This window comes from Nonomuraea sp. NPDC026600 (assembly GCF_040638335.1).
Lineage (GTDB): Bacteria > Actinomycetota > Actinomycetes > Streptosporangiales > Streptosporangiaceae > Nonomuraea.
In genome coordinates, this window is sequence record NZ_JBEZYD010000015.1 from 224,536 (window position 1) to 243,922 (window position 19,387).

At 68.0% G+C, this 19,387-nt stretch carries 18 protein-coding genes; 6 read left to right on the top strand and 12 right to left on the bottom strand.

The window, feature by feature from the left end; translation table 11 throughout:
* Window positions 1-462: 462 nt before the first annotated feature.
* Window positions 463-1,866 carry a peptide ligase PGM1-related protein gene (locus AB0F17_RS31690; protein WP_358030344.1) on the top strand — a complete coding sequence of 468 codons (1,404 nt, stop codon included), beginning with the start codon at window positions 463-465 and terminating at the stop codon, window positions 1,864-1,866.
* Here AB0F17_RS31690 and AB0F17_RS31695 read toward each other — a convergent pair.
* On the bottom strand, window positions 1,826-2,029 hold the full coding sequence (locus AB0F17_RS31695) for an SCO4848 family membrane protein (protein ID WP_250904727.1): 204 nt from the start codon (window positions 2,027-2,029) through the stop codon (window positions 1,826-1,828). The genes AB0F17_RS31690 and AB0F17_RS31695 overlap by 41 nt on opposite strands.
* Before the next feature lie 83 nt (window positions 2,030-2,112).
* On the opposite strand from AB0F17_RS31695, the gene AB0F17_RS31700 reads away from it, so the two are divergent.
* Window positions 2,113-3,252 (top strand): D-alanyl-D-alanine carboxypeptidase, encoded by a 1,140-nt coding sequence (locus AB0F17_RS31700; protein ID WP_358030347.1) that lies wholly within the window; start codon window positions 2,113-2,115, stop codon window positions 3,250-3,252.
* Window positions 3,253-3,320: 68 nt separating this feature from the next.
* Here the strand turns inward: AB0F17_RS31700 and AB0F17_RS31705 are convergent, their stop codons facing one another.
* Together AB0F17_RS31705 and AB0F17_RS31710 are read right to left on the bottom strand one after the other, a co-directional pair.
* Window positions 3,321-4,238 carry a YihY/virulence factor BrkB family protein gene (locus AB0F17_RS31705; protein ID WP_358030350.1) on the bottom strand — a complete coding sequence of 306 codons (918 nt, stop codon included), beginning with the start codon at window positions 4,236-4,238 and terminating at the stop codon, window positions 3,321-3,323.
* A gap of 181 nt (window positions 4,239-4,419) precedes the next feature.
* A complete protein-coding gene (locus tag AB0F17_RS31710) occupies window positions 4,420-5,700 on the bottom strand; it encodes an amidohydrolase family protein (protein ID WP_358030353.1) in 1,281 nt (426 codons plus the stop codon).
* 61 nt (window positions 5,701-5,761) lie between these two features.
* On the opposite strand from AB0F17_RS31710, the gene AB0F17_RS31715 reads away from it, so the two are divergent.
* The gene (locus tag AB0F17_RS31715; protein ID WP_358030355.1) at window positions 5,762-6,268 is read left to right on the top strand and encodes a MarR family transcriptional regulator; all 507 of its coding nucleotides are present in this window, start codon (window positions 5,762-5,764) and stop codon (window positions 6,266-6,268) included.
* 99 nt (window positions 6,269-6,367) lie between these two features.
* On the opposite strand, the gene AB0F17_RS31720 is transcribed toward AB0F17_RS31715, so the two are convergent.
* The 3 genes from AB0F17_RS31720 to AB0F17_RS31730 all read right to left on the bottom strand — a co-directional run bounded on the left by AB0F17_RS31720 (window position 6,368) and on the right by AB0F17_RS31730 (window position 8,994).
* Window positions 6,368-6,553, bottom strand: a complete 186-nt coding sequence (locus tag AB0F17_RS31720; RefSeq protein ID WP_358030357.1) for a hypothetical protein — start codon at window positions 6,551-6,553, stop codon at window positions 6,368-6,370.
* A gap of 108 nt (window positions 6,554-6,661) precedes the next feature.
* A complete protein-coding gene (trpS, locus tag AB0F17_RS31725; protein WP_358030359.1) occupies window positions 6,662-7,666 on the bottom strand; it encodes a tryptophan--tRNA ligase in 1,005 nt (334 codons plus the stop codon).
* Window positions 7,667-7,680: 14 nt separating this feature from the next.
* A complete protein-coding gene (locus AB0F17_RS31730; RefSeq protein ID WP_358030362.1) occupies window positions 7,681-8,994 on the bottom strand; it encodes a hemolysin family protein in 1,314 nt (437 codons plus the stop codon).
* An 86-nt stretch (window positions 8,995-9,080) separates the two neighbouring features.
* On the opposite strand from AB0F17_RS31730, the gene galE reads away from it, so the two are divergent.
* The gene (gene galE, locus AB0F17_RS31735; protein ID WP_358030365.1) at window positions 9,081-10,034 is read left to right on the top strand and encodes a UDP-glucose 4-epimerase GalE; all 954 of its coding nucleotides are present in this window, start codon (window positions 9,081-9,083) and stop codon (window positions 10,032-10,034) included.
* 270 nt (window positions 10,035-10,304) lie between these two features.
* On the opposite strand, the gene AB0F17_RS31740 is transcribed toward galE, so the two are convergent.
* Together AB0F17_RS31740 and AB0F17_RS31745 are read right to left on the bottom strand one after the other, a co-directional pair.
* Window positions 10,305-11,279: a malate dehydrogenase gene (locus AB0F17_RS31740; RefSeq protein ID WP_358030367.1), complete on the bottom strand. Its 975-nt coding sequence runs from the start codon at window positions 11,277-11,279 to the stop codon at window positions 10,305-10,307.
* Between the two features lie 54 nt (window positions 11,280-11,333).
* Complete coding sequence (locus tag AB0F17_RS31745) at window positions 11,334-13,289, bottom strand: serine/threonine-protein kinase (protein WP_358030370.1); 1,956 nt, start codon at window positions 13,287-13,289, stop codon at window positions 11,334-11,336.
* Window positions 13,290-13,491: 202 nt separating this feature from the next.
* Here AB0F17_RS31745 and AB0F17_RS31750 point away from each other — a divergent pair, with 202 nt between their 5' ends.
* Window positions 13,492-14,628 carry a saccharopine dehydrogenase NADP-binding domain-containing protein gene (locus AB0F17_RS31750; RefSeq protein ID WP_358030373.1) on the top strand — a complete coding sequence of 379 codons (1,137 nt, stop codon included), beginning with the start codon at window positions 13,492-13,494 and terminating at the stop codon, window positions 14,626-14,628.
* On the opposite strand, the gene AB0F17_RS31755 is transcribed toward AB0F17_RS31750, so the two are convergent.
* The 4 genes from AB0F17_RS31755 to AB0F17_RS31770 form a co-directional block, all read right to left on the bottom strand.
* Complete coding sequence (locus AB0F17_RS31755; RefSeq protein ID WP_358030376.1) at window positions 14,603-15,640, bottom strand: polysaccharide deacetylase family protein; 1,038 nt, start codon at window positions 15,638-15,640, stop codon at window positions 14,603-14,605. The two genes, AB0F17_RS31750 and AB0F17_RS31755, sit on opposite strands and share 26 nt — an antisense overlap.
* A 141-nt stretch (window positions 15,641-15,781) precedes the next feature.
* On the bottom strand, window positions 15,782-16,996 hold the full coding sequence (locus AB0F17_RS31760; protein WP_358030379.1) for an NADP-dependent isocitrate dehydrogenase: 1,215 nt from the start codon (window positions 16,994-16,996) through the stop codon (window positions 15,782-15,784).
* A 53-nt stretch (window positions 16,997-17,049) separates the two neighbouring features.
* Entirely contained in the window at window positions 17,050-17,340 is a 291-nt protein-coding gene (locus tag AB0F17_RS31765) for a DUF3017 domain-containing protein (protein ID WP_358030381.1), read from the bottom strand.
* Window positions 17,337-18,458 (bottom strand): citrate/2-methylcitrate synthase, encoded by a 1,122-nt coding sequence (locus tag AB0F17_RS31770; RefSeq protein ID WP_358030384.1) that lies wholly within the window; start codon window positions 18,456-18,458, stop codon window positions 17,337-17,339. Before AB0F17_RS31770 ends, AB0F17_RS31765 begins: the two co-directional genes overlap by 4 nt.
* Window positions 18,459-18,639: 181 nt before the next feature.
* On the opposite strand from AB0F17_RS31770, the gene AB0F17_RS31775 reads away from it, so the two are divergent.
* Window positions 18,640-19,290 (top strand): FHA domain-containing protein, encoded by a 651-nt coding sequence (locus AB0F17_RS31775; RefSeq protein ID WP_219531308.1) that lies wholly within the window; start codon window positions 18,640-18,642, stop codon window positions 19,288-19,290.
* Window positions 19,291-19,387: the final 97 nt, after the last annotated feature.

Consider the following 19,387-nt stretch of genomic DNA (forward strand, 5'->3'; position numbering starts at 1 on the left):
TGCCCGAAGTCGCACGGCTTATAGCGCCGTAAATCGTCCTTTGGCATCGCTGAGGCCAGCTGTTCGGTCAGAGCAGCCGCCCGGCGAAAATGCCGCACCCACAGGTTTCGGTGCCAGAGATCGTCAGCACGGGGTTGTGATCCCCTCCTGAGGACAACCCACTGCGGAAACACGGCGGTCGGCCATGAACCCGAAGGCGATGGACCAACTTTATCTCTTAGGCGCGGCTTCGCGCCGACAGATACCCCGAAAGTCAGCCGACTGCATGCCCGTAACCGCAGGTCGTCACCGTGCGTGAGGGCTCGGCTGACCCGAAAAATAGTCACAAGGGATCATTAGTTGGTGACCCGTGGACGCCACTTCCAAACGTGGTCAAGGATTTCGAATCCTGTCACCTTCCGTCATGGTCATGACACTCCGACGATGGATGCTTTCGTATAGACTGCGTGTTTCACTCGCAATATGATCACTAAAATCCCGTTCGGGGAGAAGTATGCCGGGTTGAGCATCTTCGAGCCGAGCGAGGGGACCCTGGTGGTCGTGCCCTCGCTCTCCCTTCCGCAGGATGAGCTCCGCCGCATCACCGGGGCGAGGTGCTACGAGGAGCGGCTGCTCTTCCTCCTGCTCACGCTCCGCGAACCCGGCGTCAAGGTGGTCTACCTCTCCTCCGCGCCCATCGATCCGGACATCATCGCCTACTACTTCGGCTTCCTGCCCGATCCGGACGACGCCGCCAAGCGGCTGTGCCTGATCAGCCTCGACGACCCGCACTCGCAGCCGCTGACCAGAACCCTGCTCTCGCGGCCCGAGGTCCTCGAACGGGTACGCGAGGCGATCGACGGCGACGCGTGGATGGTGCCGTTCGTGCTGAGCGAGCTGGAGGAGGAGCTGGCCTCGTTCCTGAACATTCCCGTCTACGGCCCGGCCACGTCGCTCGCCTATTACGGCTCCAAGAGCGGCTCCCGCGAGGTCGGCCAGGAGGCCGGCGTGCCGATGGCCCGCGGCTTCGGCGACCTGCACTCCCTGGCCGAGATCGAGGACGCCATCGAGTCGCTGCCGGGCGAGCGGGTGATGGTCAAGCTGAACGACGGCTACTCGGGCCTCGGCAACGCCATCGTGACCAAGGGCGACCCATCTCGGACGAGCTTCTCCGCGTACGGCGAGACCTGGAAGAGCTTCACCACGAAGATCCGCGAGCGCGGCGGGGTGGTCGAGGAGTTCATCGAGCAGCGCCCGCTCCACTACCCCAGCGCGCTGGCCCGCATCACGCCCGGCGGCCGGCACTACGTCATCGCCACCCACGACCAGGTGCTCGGCGGCGCCAACAACGACGTCTACCAGGGCTGCACGTTCCCGGCGGCGCCGGAATACCGCGACGAGGTGGGCGCGTCGGCCGAGCGGATCGCCCGCATCATGGCGGAGCGGGGCGTGGTGGGGCTGTTCGGCATGGACTTCTTCGCGCTGGAGACCGACGCCGGCTACGCGGCGCTGCTGTGCGAGGTCAACCTGCGGATCGGCGGCACCACGCATCCCTTCGGCGCCACGGTGCTGACCACCGGCGCCTCCTACGACCCGGCCACCGGCCTGCTCATGGCCGGCGACCAGCCCAAGTACTACACCGCGACCGACAACTGCGCGGCCGGCTGCCTACGCGGGCGCTCCCCCGGCCAGGTCGTCCGGATGGTCGAGCAGCTCGGTCTCGGCTTCGATCGCGCCCGTCGTACCGGAAACGTCTTCCACCTGCTCGGTGCGATCCCCGAGCACGGCAAGCTCGGCTTCACCACGATCGGCGACTCCCGCGAGGAGGCCGACGAGTTGCACCGGCTCACCTGTCGCGCGCTCGGCGGAGCCCCTTCCAGCCGATGACGCCCAGCACGATCGCGAGTATGAGGTTCACTCCGATCAGGATGCCGTGCACCACGTAGAAGCTCGTGGGATGGCCGTCTTGCAGGTTAAACCCGAGGTTGACCCACTCGAACACCATGAACACGCCGAGCAATATGAGGAATCCGGCGATCTTTCGCGACATGACCACTTCTCTAGTATCAGGCGCCGAGCATCGGGGGATGTGTCGGCACATGTGCAATGACACGAAGCTACGCTGAGACCGCCATGCTGATGAAACTGGTGCCTGTCACGGCACTCCTCGCGGCGGTCGCGCTCACAGGGCCGGCCCATTCCGCGCCGACGACGCCGGTCGGCGGGGATCTGCTGGGCGGCCGCGGTCTGGTGAAGCCCGACGGCATCAAGGCACCGCCGAAATCCAAGGCCACGTCGTACGTGATCGCCGATCTGGAGACCGGCGAGGTGCTCGCGGCCAAGAACCCGCACGGCCGCTACCTGCCGGCCAGCACGCTGAAGACGCTCACCGCGCTCACGCTCATCCCCAAGCTGGACAAGAACCGCACGGTCAAGCCCAGCAGGAACGCGGTCAACCAGGAGGGCACCGCCGTCGGCTTGACGACAAAGCCGCTCTACAAGGTCGACGACCTGTTCAGGGCGCTGATGATGTCGTCGGGCAACGACGCGGCGATGGCCCTGGCCGAGGCGAACGGCAGCCTGGCCAAGACCATGAGCGACATGAACGCCGAGGCCAAGCGCCTGCAGGCGAACGACACGGTGGCCAAGACACCCAGCGGTCTGGACAAACCGGGACAGAGCAGTTCGGCGTACGACCTGGCGCTCATCGCGCGGGCCGGCCTGGCGAACCCCGATTTCCGGCGATACATCAGCACAAAGACGGCGAAGTTTCCGGCGCCCAAGAACTACTACGAGATCAGCAACCACAACAAGCTGCTGTGGCGCTACAAGGGCATGATCGGCGTCAAGAACGGCTGGACGTCCAAGGCCCTGGGCAGCTTCGTCGGCGCCGCGACGCGTGGCGGCCACACGATCATCGTGACCATCATGCGGCACGACGGGTACTTCTGGGACGAGGTCGCGGACCTGCTCGACTGGGGCTTCGCCGCCCGGGGCAAGGTCACGCCGGTCGGCCGGCTCGTCGATCCGCTGCCGGTCATCCTGCCCGCGCAGCAGGCGACTGCGCCGGTCGTCACCGCGCCGCCGGTCACGGCTCCGCTGCTCGACAGGGCCGCCTCGAAGCAGACGGACACCAGCCGCACGGTCGGCTCGATCGTGATCGGTGGCGGGCTGCTGTTCGGCCTGGTCTGGCTGGGCTGCGGCATCCGCCGCAGGCGACGCTTGGCTCTGCGGTCCCGAGGCCTGGAGGACTCTGAGAGCTCAAGGCTCTGAGGTCCCTGAGAGCTCAAGGCTCTGAGATCCCGAGGCCCTGAGGGCCCTGAGAGCTCAGGGCTCTGAGGTCAGGTGAACCCGTTCGAGGGGATGGGTGAGGGCGACGGCGGCGGGTTGAGCCCGGCGGTGGCCGTCCAGGCCGCCACGTACAGGACGAACCTGGCCGACAGGTTGATCCACACCAGCAGCCCCACCATGACGGCGAACGCGCCGTAGACCGGGTTGGACAGCGTCTGCGCCAGCAGCAGCGACGCGACCTGCTTGAGCAGCCCGAACCCTACGGCGCCGAGCAGCGCGCCCCTGGCCAGCACCCGGAAGGGCTGGGTGGTCCTGCCCACCCAGCCCAGCACGATCAGGAACAGCAGCCAGTCGGCGACCACGCTGGCCACCAGTCCCACCAGCCAGAGCGTGCCGGTCGTCACCGGCGCGCTGCCCAGTCCGAGGGTCGTCGCGACGTTCGTCGTCGCCTGCGTGGCGGCCCCGCCGATCAGCACCGACACGACCATGGTGACCCCGAGCAGGAGCAGGGAGATCAGGTCGCGCAGCTTGCCGACGAAGAAGTTCAGCGGCGGGGCCGTGGTCATCGATATCTCCGCCAACGCCCCGCGCAGCGCGTCCACCGCGCCCATGCCCGCGTAGAGGAGACCGGCCAGGCCGATGACCCCGGCGGTCGCCCTGGCCTCGGCGATGGCCTGGAGGTTGATCTGGTCGGCGAGCCCGGGCAACTGCTCCTTGATCGCCTTTTCCAGCGCCCTGATCGCGTTGGTGTCGTTCGACAGGACGTACCCGAACAGCGCGTAGGCGAGCGCGATCAGCGGGAAGAACGACAGGAACGCGAAGTAGGTCACCGCGCCGGCCAGCCGGTCGCCGAATCGCAGCTGGTAGCGCTGTACGGTCCTCATCAGATGGTCGAGCCCGGGGCAGCGGACCCGCCAGGACTCGACGATGCGGCCGCCCCGTGCCTTGGCCGACTCGACGCGCGCCATCACCTTCGCCAACACTGTGCCGCGCGCCGCCTTCCGAGGTGCCCCGCCGTCACCGGGCACCTGCCCTGGCTACCGCTCTTGTACCACGGAGACGCCCGAACCGCGGGCTCGTGAACCGCGGGCTCGTGAACCGCAGAGCTCGCGAGACGCGAGGCCGAGCGCGGTCAGGAGCGCGGTGCCGTCAGGAGCGCGGTGCGGTCACGGCGCGGGCTGATTCCGCGAGTCTGGCGAGCACTTCCGTGACGTCGTGGCGCAGCAGCCGCCCGTCCCGCTTGACCACCTGCCCGGCGACCAGGACGGTGTCGACGGCGCTGGTGTCGGCGTTCAGCACCACCGCGCCGATCGGATCGTGCGCGGCCGCCATGCCCAGCGTGCCGGTACGCAGCAGCACGAGGTCGGCCTGCTTCCCGACCCGCAGCGAGCCGACGGTGTCACCGAGCCCCACCACCTCGGCGCCCTCGATGGTGGCCATCCGCAGCGCGTCACGGGCGCGGAACCCCAGCCCCAGCCCGTCGGGCCGACCCCGCTCCAGCGCGAACGCCGTCCGCATCAGGCTGAACATGTCACCGGGCGCGCACGTCACGGTGTCGATGCTGAACGAGGTGGGTATCCCGGCGGCCCGCGCCCGCCCGCTGATCGGGTAACCGATGCCCAGGGTCATCTCGTCGATCGGCGACACCGACACGCCACCGCCGCTGTCGGCGATGAGCTTGAGCTGGTCATCGCTGTAGTGGTTGGCGTGCACGTACGTCGTCCGCGGCGCCAGCAGCCCGTTCGCCGCCAGGAACGCCAGGCCCTTGGTGGCGCTCTCCCTGTTGTGGCCGCCGAGGTGCGCGGTCACGGGCAGGTCGAGCTCGCGCGCCAGCCGCCACTCCTCCAGCGCGTCCTCCTCGCTGACGATCTCCGGCCCGAGGGCGGCGACCGCCATGCCGACCAGGCCGGCCGTACCGAAGTGCTCGTCATGGACCCGGCGCCCCTCCTTCAGCAGGTTCGCGCGCGGGCCGCCATGGCAGTACCCGAAGATCGCCCTGATGCCGGACTCGCGCAGCGCCCGCACGGCGGAGTCGGTGTGCTCGGGCGTGAACTGCACATGCGACCAGTCGAGCAGCGTGGTGATCCCGGCGTCCAGGCACTCCAGCGCTCCGGCCAGGTTCCCCGCGTAGACGTCCTCGGGCCGGTAGCCGGGGGCCAGTTCGCCCAGGATGCGCCGCAGATATCCGCCGAACGTCATGTCGGGCGCGATCGCCCTGATGCCGGCCTGCCAGGTGTGCCGGTGGCTGTCGACGAACCCGGGCAGCACGATCATCCCGGTCGCGTCGATGACCTCCGCCCCCGGCACCTCAGGCAGATCCGGCCCCACCTCGGCGATCCGGCCGCCCTCGACCCGCACATCCACCTGCCCGAGCACGACCGGCTCCGGCTCCGTGTCGACGACGATCCCATTCCTGATCAAAGTTGTCATACTAAAAATCTTAGTAAGAAGCTTTTTGAAAAGCAATATACTGCCAAGTATCCTCGATCCCATGAAGCACGATGAGGTCGACGCGATGGTCCCCCGCTGGCAGGGCTCGGGCCTGTCATCGTCGCTCATCGCCGGCCTCGAACTGAGCAAGCGCATGTCCCGCCTCAACATGCTCTTCGAGTCGGCGATCAAGGCCGAGCTGGCGGACCTTGGCCTGACCTACGCCGAGTTCGACGTCCTCGCCGCCCTGACCCGCACCGGCCCCCCGCACCGCCTCAAGCCCAGCGAGCTGTCGAAGAGCCTCTACCTCACCTCGGGCGGCACGAGCAACGTCCTGCAGCGCCTGACCTCGTCCGGGTACGTGGAGCGGGCGGCCAACACGGGCGACGCGCGCAGCCGATGGGTCCAGCTCACCCCCGAGGGCCTGCGCCTGGCCAACACCGCCCTGGAGGCCTCGGGGAAGGCGCACGAGGAGGTGATGGCGGGCGTCCCGGAGGAAGCGGTACGACAGGCGGCGGACGCCCTCCGGGAGGTGCTCCTGGCAGTGGGCCGCCGCCGCTTCCGCTAGTGACCGGGCCCGCCTGACAGGTGGGACCTCACGTGGTGCTCCTCGGCGCACGCGACGAGGAGAGAGGGCGTCGTCGTCCCCTGGTGATCCCTGTCTTGACTACTGATCACCGGAAAGCGGCACCTGCCCGGCGACGCTGCCGGGGACATGCCGCAGCACCCGCTCGGCAAGGGTGCTCTTACCGACCTGGCGAGCACCATTGACGACGACGACACGGGTGTCCTCAAGTGCGTCATACACCAGAGAAGCCGCACGCCGGGGCAGGTAGTCGACCGCTTCCCTCACGCGTGCGCTGTAGCCCAGCCTTTAGATCTGCCGAAGCTCTGCCTTTAGATCTGCCGACTCTTCCCCTTTAAATCTGCCGAAGATCACGCCTCTGACGGCCGGGGCATGTCAGAGGCGGGGCAGGAAGCCGACCCGGTCGCGGACCTCGGCCATGGTCTGGCGGGCCACGGCGCCGGCGCGCTCGGCGCCGATGGACAGCAGGCGGTCCAGCTCGGTCTCGTCGGCCAGCAGCTTCTCCGTGCGCTCCCGGATGGGGGTGAACGCCTCCACCACGGCCTCCGCCACGTCCTTCTTGAACGTCCCGTATCCCTGCCCGGCGTAACGCGCGACCAGGTCGGGGATCGGCGTGGCGGTGAGCGCGGACAGGATGCGGAGCAGGTTGGAGATGCCGGGCTTGCCGTCCTCGTCGAACAGGACCTCGGACCCCGTGTCCGTGACCGCGCGCATGACCTTCTTGCGCAGCGGCCCCGGCTGCTCCAGGACGTCGAGGATGCCCGCGGGGCTGGAGGAGGACTTGGACATCTTGGCCGTCGGGTCCTGGAGGTCGGTGATCTTCTCGACCTCCTTGAGGATGTACGGCTCGGGGATGGTGAACGTGTCGCCGAGGCGGTGGTTGAACCGCTGGGCGAGGTCGCGGGTCAGCTCCAGGTGCTGCTTCTGGTCGGCGCCGACCGGCACGCTGTTGGCCTGATAAAGCAGGATGTCGGCCGCTTGGAGCACCGGATAGGTGAAGAGCCCGACGCTGGCCGCGTTCTCCCCGAACTTGGCGGACTTGTCCTTGAACTGCGTCATCCTGGCCGCCTCGCCCATGCCCGTCAGGCAGATGAGGACCCAGGCCAGCTCGGTGTGCTCCCGGACGTGCGACTGCACGAACACCGTCGAGCGCTCGGGGTCGAGCCCGGCGGCGAACAGCTGGGCGGCGGCCACGCGGGTGCGGCGGCGCAGCGCGGCCGGCTCCGTCGGCACGGTGATCGCGTGGAGGTCGACGACGCAGTAGAAGGCGTCATGAGTCTCCTGCAGCGTCACCCATTGGCGGACCGCACCCAGGTAGTTGCCCAGGTGGAAGGAGTCTGCGGTGGGCTGGATGCCGGAGAGGACACGAGGTCTGGCCATAGCAGCCAATTGTGTCAGGAATCCAGGTCGGGCGGCGACTCGACGACCGGACGCCGTTTCACTCTCACTCTGGCGATACGGCGGCCGTCGAGTTCGGTGACGGTCAGCTCGAAGCCGGGCACCTCCACCACCTCCCCGCAGGCGGCCACGTGGCCGAGGACGGACATCACGAACCCGCCCAGCGTCTCGTACGGGCCGTCGGCCAGCCGGATGCCGGTCTGAGCGTAGAAGTCGTTGAGGTTCGTCAAGCCGTCGATCTCCATCTCGCCCGCCGGGAGGACCACGGTGTCGCCCTCGACGTCGTACTCGTCCCTGATGTCGCCGATGAGCTCCTCGACCAGGTCCTCCAGCGTGACGATGCCGGCCGTCCCGCCGTACTCGTCGACGACGATGGCCAGGTGGTGGCCCTCGTCGCGCATCTCCGAGAGGGTGGTGAGCAGGCGCTTGGAAGCCGGTACGAACTTGACCGGCCGGATCGGCACCAGCTCGCTGATCGGCTCGATCCGCCCGGTGAGCACCGGGTCGAGCAGGTCCCTGACGTGCACGAACCCGATGACCTCGTCGTACGACTCGCGATAGACGGGGAAGCGCGAGTGCGGCAGCCCCGAGGCCAGCACCGCCGCCTCCGCCAGCGTGGTGTCGGCCTCCATGAACTCCACCTCGGTACGAGGCAGCATGACCTCGCGGAGCTGGCGCTTGCCCGCGGCGAACACCTCGGCGATCAGCTTGCGCTCGTCGGCGGTCAGGTCGGTGTGCCCGACGACCATGTCGCGGAGTTCCTCGGTGGTGACCTCCTCCCGGTCGGCCTGCGGGTTGCCGCCGAGCAGCCTGACCACGCCGTCGGTCGACTTCGACAGCGCCCAGATGATCGGGCGCGACAGCATGGCGACGCGGTCCAGAAAGGGCGCCACGACCAGCGAAAGTCCCTCGGCCCGTTGCAGGGCCAGGCGTTTGGGTGCCAGCTCACCGAGCACGAGAGAGACGTACGAGATGGCGAGCGTCACCAGCACCAGCGCGAGTACGGGTGCGACGGCGTGGGGCACGTTCCACCCTTCGAGCACGGGCACGAACTGCATGCCGAGCCGGTCGGCGCCGAACGCGGCCGACAGCATGGTGGCGACGGTCACCCCGATCTGCACCGCCGACAGGAAGCGGTTCGGGTCTTGGGCGAGCTTGGCCACCCGCTCGCCGCGGCGACCTTTCTGGGCGAGCTTGCGCACCTGGCTCTCCCGCAGGGAGACCATCGCCATCTCGGCGGCGGCGAAGAAGCCACCGACGAGGATGAACAGCAGGACCAGCGCGATATTGGCCGCGAGGGTGTCAAACATGGTGGTTGGCAGCGTACTCGTCGGATTTCCCGCGTATGCTGAAGCCCGAGCCCGACAAAATCAAACATATAGCCACAGGAGTAAACATGAGGTTGCTGGTCACCGGAGGCGCCGGATATGTGGGCAGTGTCGTTGCGGCCCAGCTCGTCGAGTCGGGCCACGAGGTGACCGTGCTCGACGACCTGTCGACCGGCCACGAGGACGCGGTGCCGGAGGGGGCGCGGTTCGTCCGCGGCTCCATCACCGAGGCCCACGACGCGCTGGCGGGCGTCGAGGCGGTGCTGCACTTCGCGGCCAAGTCGCTGGTCGGCGAGTCGGTGGAGAAGCCCGGCCTTTACTGGTCGCACAACCTGGGCGGCACGCTGGCGCTGCTCGACGCGATGCGCGAGCAGGGCGTGCGCGGGATCGTGTTCTCCTCGACCGCGGCCACGTACGGCGAGCCCGAGCGCTCCCCCATCCTGGAGACCGACCCGACCCGGCCCACCAACCCCTACGGCGCCTCGAAGCTGGCCGTGGACACCGCCCTGACCGCCTACGCGGGCCTGCACGGCCTCGGAGCGGTGAGCCTGCGGTACTTCAACGTGGCAGGCGCGTACGGCCGCTACCGCGAGCGGCACGCCATCGAGACCCATCTCATCCCGAACGTGCTCAAGGTGGCCACCGGCGAGCGCGACTCGGTCAGCGTGTTCGGCACCGACTACCCGACGGACGACGGCACGTGCGTGCGCGACTACGTCCATGTGGCCGACCTGGCGGTCGCCCACCTGCTGGCGCTGGAAGCGCTCTCCCCGGGGGAGCACAAGATCTACAACCTGGGCAGCGGCGCCGGCTTCTCCGTCCAGGAGGTGATCTCGGTCTGCCGCGAGGTCACCGGCCACGACATTCCCGCCGTCCTCGGACCACGCCGGGCGGGCGACCCGGCCGTGCTCGTCGCGTCGTCCGAGAAGATCCGGCGCGAGCTGGGCTGGAAGGCCGAGCGCGCGTCCCTGCGGGACATCGTCTCTGACGCTTGGGGAGCGCTTTCCGGGAAATCGGTATAGGAAGTCCAGATATGTGCTGTGATATCGAAATGTGAGGAGCTTTTCACCAAGGGTCACGAAGGTACTCTTCGGCGTCCTCGTTCTCCTCGGCAGCCTTGCCGCGGCGGCAGGGGTGTTATTCGCCACCTCGCCGCCGGCTCCGGCCGCGGATATCACCCTGTGCCCTTAGATTCACAAAAGGGAAATAAGCCGCAAATCGTACATAAGCCGCATAACAAGACGCGCGCCCGGAAAACGGACGCGCGTCTTGTCAGGACAGACCAGGACGGATCAGATCAGGCCGAGCGACGCCACCGCGTCGCGCTCCTCGGTGAGCTCGCGCACGCTGGCGTCGATGCGCTCGCGGGAGAACGCGTCGATCTCCAGGCCCTGGATGATCTCGAACTGCCCCCCGGCCGCCCGCACCGGGAACGACGAGATGAGCCCCTCGGGCACGCCGTAAGACCCGTCCGACACGACGGCGGCCGAGGTCCAGTCGGTGCCGTTGACCCAGTCGTAGACGTGGTCGATCGCGGCGTTGGCCGCGGAGGCGGCGGACGAGGCGCCGCGGGCCTCGATGATGGCGGCACCGCGCTTGGCCACCGTCGGGATGAACGTGTCGCGCAGCCACTCGGACTCCACCTGCTCGGCCGCGATCTTGCCGCCGACCTCGGCGTGGTAGAGGTCCGGGTATTGGGTGGCCGAGTGGTTGCCCCAGATGGTCATGTTCTTGATCTCGGTGACCGGGACCTGGAGCTTGGCGGCGAGCTGCGACAGCGCGCGGTTGTGGTCGAGGCGGGTCATCGCGGTGAAGCGGTCGGCCGGGACGTCGGGCGCGTTCTGCTGGGCGATGAGCGCGTTGGTGTTGGCCGGGTTGCCCACGACCAGGACCCTGATGTCGTCGGCCGCGTGCGCGTTGATCGCCTTGCCCTGCGGGCCGAAGATGCCGCCGTTGGCGCCGAGCAGGTCGCCGCGCTCCATCCCCGCCTTACGCGGCATGGCGCCGACGAGCAGCGCGACGTTGGCACCCGCGAACGCGATGTTCGGGTCGTCGGTGATCTCGATGCCGGACAGCAGCGGGAACGCGCAGTCGTCGAGCTCCATGGCGGTGCCCTCGGCTGCCTTCACCGCCTGCGGGATCTCCAGCAGACTGAGCTTGACCGGGACGTTCGAGCCAAGCAGCTGCCCCGACGCGATGCGGAACAACAGTGCGTAGCCGATCTGACCGGCGGCTCCGGTGACGGTCACCTTGACGGGCGTGGCCATGGCCTTCCCCTAACTCGGAGGGTGAATCATTGACTTTCGGATGCTACCCGTTCGTCATCCGCAGGAGTTCATCGAGGGCGTGTCCTGCTCGGGGGTGAAGTCCACGTTGCGGAAATACTGGGCCAGCAGGCTCTTCACGACGCCCCCCTTGTACAGGGCGGTGATGACGCCTTCGGCCGCCTTGCAGGTCCTCGTGTCTCCGTGCTTGATGCCGATGGCATAGCGCTCGTCGTTGAGCTTGGCGCCGAGGATCTTGAAGCGCTGGTTCTCCCGGCTGGCGAAGCCGGCCAGGATGATGTCCTCGCCCGGCACCGCGTCGACCTCGCCGCTCCTGAGCTTGTCCATGCACTGCGCGTAGTCGGTCGCCGGGACGAGCTGGACCTTCACCCGGGCCTGGACACTCCCGACGGACGGGCTGTTGGGGGCGCAGATCTTCTTGCCCTGAAGGTCGTCGATCGCGTCGATCGCGTCGCCATCGCTGACCAGGAGGTCGTGGTGGGCCACGTAGTACGGGCCGGCGAACTCGACCTCGCTCTTGTCGATGGAGTAGGTGGCGATCACGAGGTCCACGGTCCCGTCGGCCAGCGCCTTCTCCCGGCCGGCCTTGGGGATCCTGACGAACTTGGTCTGCTTGGCGCCGAGCTCCTGCGCGATGCGCTTGGCCAGCTCGATGTCGAACCCCTCGAAGTCACCGTCGCGCTCCAGGGAGACGCCGGGGAGATCGCCCTTCACGCCGATCACGATCTTCTTGGTCTGCGCCACCTTGTCGACCACCGAGGTGAAGGAGTTGGGCGGGACGGGAACGGGCGAGGTGCCCTTGCCGAACACGAGCTGCGCCCAGTCGTTCTGTACCGCCACCACCGACGCCGAGCCGATCAGCAGGACCGCCGCGGCCAGCGCGAACCACCAGGCCCGGCGGCGGCGCGGCGCGGGCGGACCCGTGTCCCCGGCGGGCGCGGGCAGGTCGGTGTCCCGGGCGGGCGCGGGCAGGCCCGTGTCCTGGATGCGGGGCGGCGGCGTGGAGCCGGTCGCCCACGGGATCGGCTCGCCACCGGTCACCGAGGACTGCTCCGGCGGATGCATGAGCTGCGCTTTCGGCAGCGAGCCCGTGCCCATCGTCGGCACCCTGAAGAACGGGGTGGTGTCGTCGCTGGCCACCTGCACGCCCCGGGTCAGCAGGGCCGTGGAGGCCCCGACCGTCTCGGGCTGGCCGAGCAGCCGCAGCAGGATCTGGTCGGCCGAGGGCCGGTCGTCGGGCGACTTGGACAGCGCCGACCGCACCACGCCGCGCAGCGGCTCGGGCAGCATGGAGACGTCGACCTCATGGTTCAGGATCCGGTTGAGCACCACCGCGATCGAGTTGCCCTCGAACACGGTCTCCCCGGTGGCCGCGAACGCGATCGTCGCCCCCCAGGCGAACACGTCGGTATAAGGCCCGACATCGTCGCCGGCGATCTGCTCGGGCGCCATGTAGGCGGGCGTCCCGATGGCCCGGCTGGTGATGGTACCGCTTGAATCGATGATCCTGGCGATGCCGAAGTCCACCACACGCGGCCCGTCGGCGGCGATCAGCACGTTGTCGGGCTTGAAGTCGCGGTGCACGATCGAGGCGTGGTGGATCGCGGTCAGCGCGGTCGCCGTCCCGATCGCCAGCCGGTCGAGCGCCGTCCCCCGCAGCGGGCCGTCGTCGTCGACGATGTCCCTGAGCGCGCGCCCGTCGATGTACTCGCTGGCGATGTACGGCGTGTCGCCGTCGAGGTCGGCCTCGATCACCCGGGCCGTGCAGAACGACGCCACCCGCTGCGCCGCCTTCAGCTCCCTGGCGAACCGCGACCTGGCGATCGTGTCCCCGCTGAACTTGACATGCAGCAGCTTGATCGCAGCCTGCTCACCCTCATCGGTGACGCCCAGGTAGACGATGCCCTGGCCGCCCTCCCCAACCCGGCCGACCAGCCGGAACGACCCCAGCTGGCCGGGGTCGCCGGCGACCAGCGGCGAGATCTGCGGCATTCATCTTCCCCACGTTCAAACAAAGCCTAACGACGCAAACTTTACGACGCTCAGTAAGCTCTCAGGGAACCGTTAACCGTTCGTGACGTCACGGTTTGTCGCCAGGAGCAGTATGGCCACCCGGCATCACCATCGTCGGGAGAAACGCCGAATAAGCACAGTATCGGGCAAAGTGATGTGAAACACCTGGAGGCTCGGGAATATGGCCCGTACGTACGACATCGTGCTGTTCGGCGCGAGCGGATTCACCGGGGCGCTCACCGCGGCCTACCTCGCCAAAGCGGCCGGGCCCGAGGTGCGCTGGGCGCTGGCCGGACGGGACCGGGCCAAGCTGGAGCGACTCGGTATCGACGCTCCGATCCTGGTCGCCGACGCCACCGACCCCGCCTCACTGGCCGCGATCGCCCGCGCGACGCGTGTCGTCGTCACGACCGTCGGCCCCTATATCCGTTACGGAGAGCCGCTCGTGGCCGCCTGCGCCGAGGCGGGCACCCACTATCTGGACCTGACCGGCGAGGCCGAGTTCGTGGACCGGATGTACGTCCGCCACCACCGGCCGGCCACCAAGACGGGCGCCAAGCTGGTGCACGCGTGCGGCTTCGACTCGATCCCCTACGACCTGGGCGTGCTGTTCACGGTCGGCCAGTTGCCGGAGCAGGTGCCGCTCAGGGTCAGCGGGTTCCTCAGGAGCGAGATGCGGGCGTCCGGCGGCACGCGGGCCTCCGCGATGGCGATCATCTCGCGCCCCCTGCAGTTCCTCGACGCGGCGGCGCGGCGGCGCGCGGCCGAGCCGCGGCCACCGGGCCGCCGGATCAGCTCCCTGCCCGGCGGGCTGCGTTACGTCGGCGGCTGGGCGCTGCCGATGCCGAGCCTGGACCCGCAGATCGTCGGCCGCTCGGCCCGCCTCCTCGACCGCTACGGGCCCGACTTCACCTACCGCCAGTACTACGCCGTCAAGGGCCTGCCCGCCGCACTCGCGGTGGCGGCGGGAGCGGGGACGATAGCGGCTCTCGCGCAGATCCCCCCGGTACGCGACTGGATGGCGGGCCGCATCAAGCCGGGCGACGGGCCCACCCCCGAACAGCGGGCCCGCAACTGGTTCAAGATCACCTTCCTCGGCGAGGGCGGCGGGCGGCGGGTCGTCACCGAGGTCGCGGGCGGCGACCCCGGCTACGACGAGACGGCCAAGATGCTCGGCGAGTCGGCGCTCTGCCTGGCCTTCGACGACGTGCCGGAGATCGCGGGCCAGGTCACCACGGCGTCCGCGATGGGCCGCCCGCTGATCGACCGCCTGCACCGGGCAGGCATCACGTTCAGTACGCGAGAGCCCACGTCTTGAAGGCCGGCCGCAGGAACGGCGTCTTGAACTTGGGGAAGGCCACGGTCGCCGGATCGCCGTCCGAGGTGTAACGCATGTCCGGGTTGCTCTTCAGCCAGTCGAGCCAGGCCACGGAGCAGAACTGCGTGCAGTCGCCCTTCTTGTCCATGGCCCTGATGCGCGGGATGCCCAGCGGGTCGAAGGATTTGCTGAACGGCGCGGGCGCGGGCGTGTAACCGGCCAGGAAGACACCGCTGTGATCGTAGGTCACATCGCCGAGCTTGCCGTGCATGGCCCACTTCTTGTTGTGCGGCTGGTTGCCGTACGGCAGGGCCAGGGTCACCGGCTTGGCGGCACCCAAGGAGGTGATCATCGTCTGGATGGTGGCGATCTGCTCCTCGACCTCCTTCTCCGACCGGGACAGCAAGTTGAGGTGGTCGCGCGTGTGGTTGCCGATGTCGAACCCGTTGTCCTTGAGCCACAGCAGCATCTGCGCCTGCTCGTCGTGCTCGGTCTTGCCGAACATGTCGCGGGTGACGTACATCGTGGCCACCGGCCGGAAGCCGGGATTCTTCGCCGCCACGTCGCGCAGGATGCCGATCGCGGTGTCCGGCGCCAGGTTGCCCATCTCGTCCAGCGTGAGCTGTGACGGCGAGGAGTCGTCGAAGGTCAGCACGACGGCATGCTTGCCCGCCGGAATATCGATCTTCCCGGTGACGAACTCGGCGGCGGTGATCGGGACGTACCCGTCCTTGACCAGGCGCTCGAGGTCGCTCCTGAACTGCTCGGGAGTCCGGTCGTCAGTGGTCGCGGGGTTCTTGATGACCCGGTGGAACATCAGCACCGGGATCTGCCCAAGCTCGTTGGCCTTCACCTTGGCCGCGGCCGCCATCTTGGCCGCCTTGACCTGCTGCAGCTTCGCCGCCATGTCGGCCTTGGTGGTCACTGGCTTCTTGGCCGGCTCCGAACCGCAGCCGCACACGACCGCCGTGACCGCGATCAGCCCCACCCCACTCAAAAGACGCAATCGCATCCGAACTCCCTGGGACGCCTGTGACTGTTACCAGGGACTCTTACCCATTGGATCGTCTCGACCACGCTCTGTAATGGCCAAGAGATGTTCTGGAGAACGCGAAAGGGCCGCCCGATGGGCGGCCCTCCACGTAGAGGAAGATCAGGCCATCTTCTTCTTGAGGTTCTCGTCCAGCGCCGCCAGGAAGTCCTGGGTGGTGAGCCACTTGGCGTCGCCACCGACCAGCAGTGCCAGGTCCTTGGTCATCAGACCGCTCTCGACGGTCTCGATGCAGACCTGCTCCAGCGTGTCGGCGAACTCGGTCACGGCCGGGGTGTTGTCCAGCTTGCCGCGGTGGGCGAGGCCACGGGTCCACGCGAAGATCGAGGCGATCGGGTTCGTGGAGGTGGGGTTGCCCTTCTGGTGCTCGCGGTAGTGACGCGTCACCGTGCCGTGAGCGGCCTCGGCCTCGACGGTCTGGCCGTCGGGGGTCATCAGGACCGAGGTCATCAGGCCGAGCGAGCCGAAGCCCTGCGCGACGGTGTCGGACTGGACGTCGCCGTCGTAGTTCTTGGCGGCCCAGACGTAACCGCCCTCCCACTTCATCGCCGCGGCGACCATGTCGTCGATCAGGCGGTGCTCGTAGGTGAGGCCGGCCTTCTCGAAGTCGGCCTTGAACTCGCTCTCGAAGACCTCGGCGAAGATGTCCTTGAACCGGCCGTCGTATGCCTTGAGGATCGTGTTCTTGGTCGAGAGGTAGACCGGGTAGTTACGAGCCAGGCCGTAACGCATGGAGGCGCGGGCGAAGTCGCGGATCGAGTCGTCCAGGTTGTACATCGCCAGGGCGACACCGCTGCTCGGGAAGTCGTAGACCTCGAGCTCGACCGGCTCGGAGCCGTCCTTCGGGGTGAAGGTGAGGGTCAGCTTGCCCTCGCCGGGGATCTTCAGGTCGGTGGCCCGGTACTGGTCGCCGAAGGCGTGGCGGCCGACGACGATCGGCTTGGTCCAGCCGGGGACGAGCCGCGGCACGTTCGACATGATGATGGGCTCGCGGAAGATGACGCCGCCGAGGATGTTGCGGATGGTCCCGTTGGGAGACCGCCACATCTTCTTGAGGCCGAACTCCTCGACACGCGCCTCGTCCGGGGTGATGGTGGCGCATTTGACGCCTACGCCGTACTTCTTGATGGCGTTGGCGGCGTCGATCGTGACCTGGTCATCCGTGGCGTCGCGGTGCTCGATGCCGAGGTCGTAGTACTTCAGGTCGACGTCGAGGTAGGGAAGGATCAACTGGTCCTTGATGAACTGCCAGATGATCCGGGTCATCTCGTCGCCGTCAAGCTCGACGACCGGACCCTCCACCTTGATCTTGGGCATGCGAATGGTTCCCCTTCAATAAATCGATACATTGAGGCTATCGGACTGCCCGGTCACCGGGCCAAAAGGGACATGATGATCCCCTTGAGCTCGTCGCTCGCCAAGACCAGCGAGGTAAGGACGAGCACGAATCCGAACGCCCCGAGCGTGATGACGTCGGTCCTCTTGCTGCGTACGGCGAGCCCGCCGTACCCGGCGAACCGGAGCGCGGCGGCCACCATGATGGCGGCGCCCAGCGCGAACCCGCCCCACCGCGGGTCCACGAGAAAGATCAGGACAACGCCGACGACCGCACCCGCCAAGATCAGCGGATACGGCCCCCAGCTTTCCCTAGAAATGGTCAACGCTCCTCGATCGGCTTCCACTTCTGATCACGCTCACCGATGTACTCACTGTCGGGGCGGATCAGTCTGTTGTCGGCATGCTGCTCGATGACGTGCGCGGTCCAGCCGGACATGCGGCTGATCGAGAAGACCGGCGTGAATAGGTCCGTCGGAATGCCGAGATAGTGATAGACCGATGCCGCGTAGAAGTCGACATTGGGATAGAGGCCCTTCATCTCGAAGACGACCTCCTCCATCTCCTTGGACATCCGATAATAGGTGTCGTCGCCGGTCGATTCGGCGAGTTCCTGCGACATCCTGCGCAGATGTGTGGCCCGCGGATCCTCGGTCTTGTAGACCCGGTGGCCGAAGCCCATGATCTTCTCGCCGGCGTCCAGCTTCTCGCGGACGGCCTGCGCCACCCCGGTGGGCGAGATCGATTCGAGGGTCTTCATGACCTGCTCGTTCGCGCCGCCGTGCAGGGGGCCCTTGAGCGTGCCGATGGCGGCGACGATGGCCGAGTGCATGTCCGACAGGGTCGCGGCGCAGACGCGGGCGGCGAACGTCGAGGCGTTCATGGTGTGGTCGGCGTGCAGCACCAGGCAGGTGTCGAAGATCTCGACCTCGCGCTGGGCGGGAGTGCGCCCGGTGACCTGCAGAAGGAAGTTCGCCGCGATGCTCAGCGCCGGGTCGGGCTCCGGGGCCTCGGCGCCGTTGCGGGCGGCGTGGTAGCGGGCGACCAGCAGGGGCTGCTGCGCGGTCAGGCGGGCGGCCTTGCGCAGGTTCGCCTCGGGAGCGATGGAGTCCTTGTCCGCGTCGTCCGCGCCGGCGAGTGAGACCAGCGTGCGCAGGGCCTCCATCGGTTTCTGCTTCTCGGCGATCTCCGAGATGTTCGCGGCGACCAGCGCGCCGAGCTCGCGTCCCCGGACCAACTCCTGGCCGTACCTGTCCAGCTCGTCCCGGTTGGGGAGCTTGCCACGCTGCAGCAGGTGAGCCGTCTCTTCGAACGTCGCGCGGCCGGCCAGATCGTGGATGTCGTATCCGCGATAGAAGAGGCGACCGGCCTTCCCGTCAATGTCGCTGAGCGCTGTGGACGCGGCTACGACATCGGCCAGGCCTTTCGTGGGCTTGTCCGCCATGAGTGTTTCCTCCGCATATCTCCGCCCGAAGTCTACCTGTGAGCTGGCAAAACCGTCCGCGAAGGTCCAGACCAATTTCATGCCGGATTCTCCTTATGGCAAAGGCGATTCCGCATCCCCTCGTTTGGGTAAGCCGGAGCTGTAGTAATAGTTACGGCGGGCTACCTGGGGAGGAACTGCCGTGGAGGGGCCGTTCATACGCATCGAGGACACCGGCGAGGTGGTCCCCTTGCGCCCCGAGATCACAACGGTAGGGAGGGGCCGGGGCGCAGACATCCGGCTGACCGACCCGAGTGTGTCTCGACTCCATGCCGAGTTCGTCAGGCGAGGACCCTACCTGTACGTCGTTGATCTGGGCCTGTCCCGCAACGGCACGCGGGTGAACGGCAGGCCGATCGCCCGGAGGGTGCTTGACGACGGCGACGTCGTCTCCTTCGGGGCGGCGCGCGGTCGCATCGGCGGAGTCCCCCGAGAGGACTTCACCCCCGAGGTCGAACTGCGCAGGGCCGCTGCGCCGGAGCTGACGAGGCGCGAGGTCGATGTGCTGACCTCGCTCTGCAGACCGGCGCTGTCGGATGAGGCGTTCGTCGCCCCGGCGACCGCACGCGAGATCGCCGACGACCTGGTCGTGACCGAAGCCGCGGTCAAGCAACACCTGCTGCGGCTGTACCAGAAGTTCCGCATTCCTGAGGGCACCAACCGGCGCACGCGGCTGGCCAATGAGGTCGTCGCGCTGGGCCTGGTGCGCCCGACCCCCGTGGTGCCACCACAGCGGTCGGGGACGTCGGCCGAGCAGCAGCAGCCGACGGCCGCGGGACGCAGGGCTTCATAGGTGCATAAATCCCTACCTGTAGTGGGGGGGGGGGGGGGGGGGGGCCCCCCCCCCCCGCCGCCCACCGCGGCCCCACCCCAGGGGCGGGCGCGGCGGG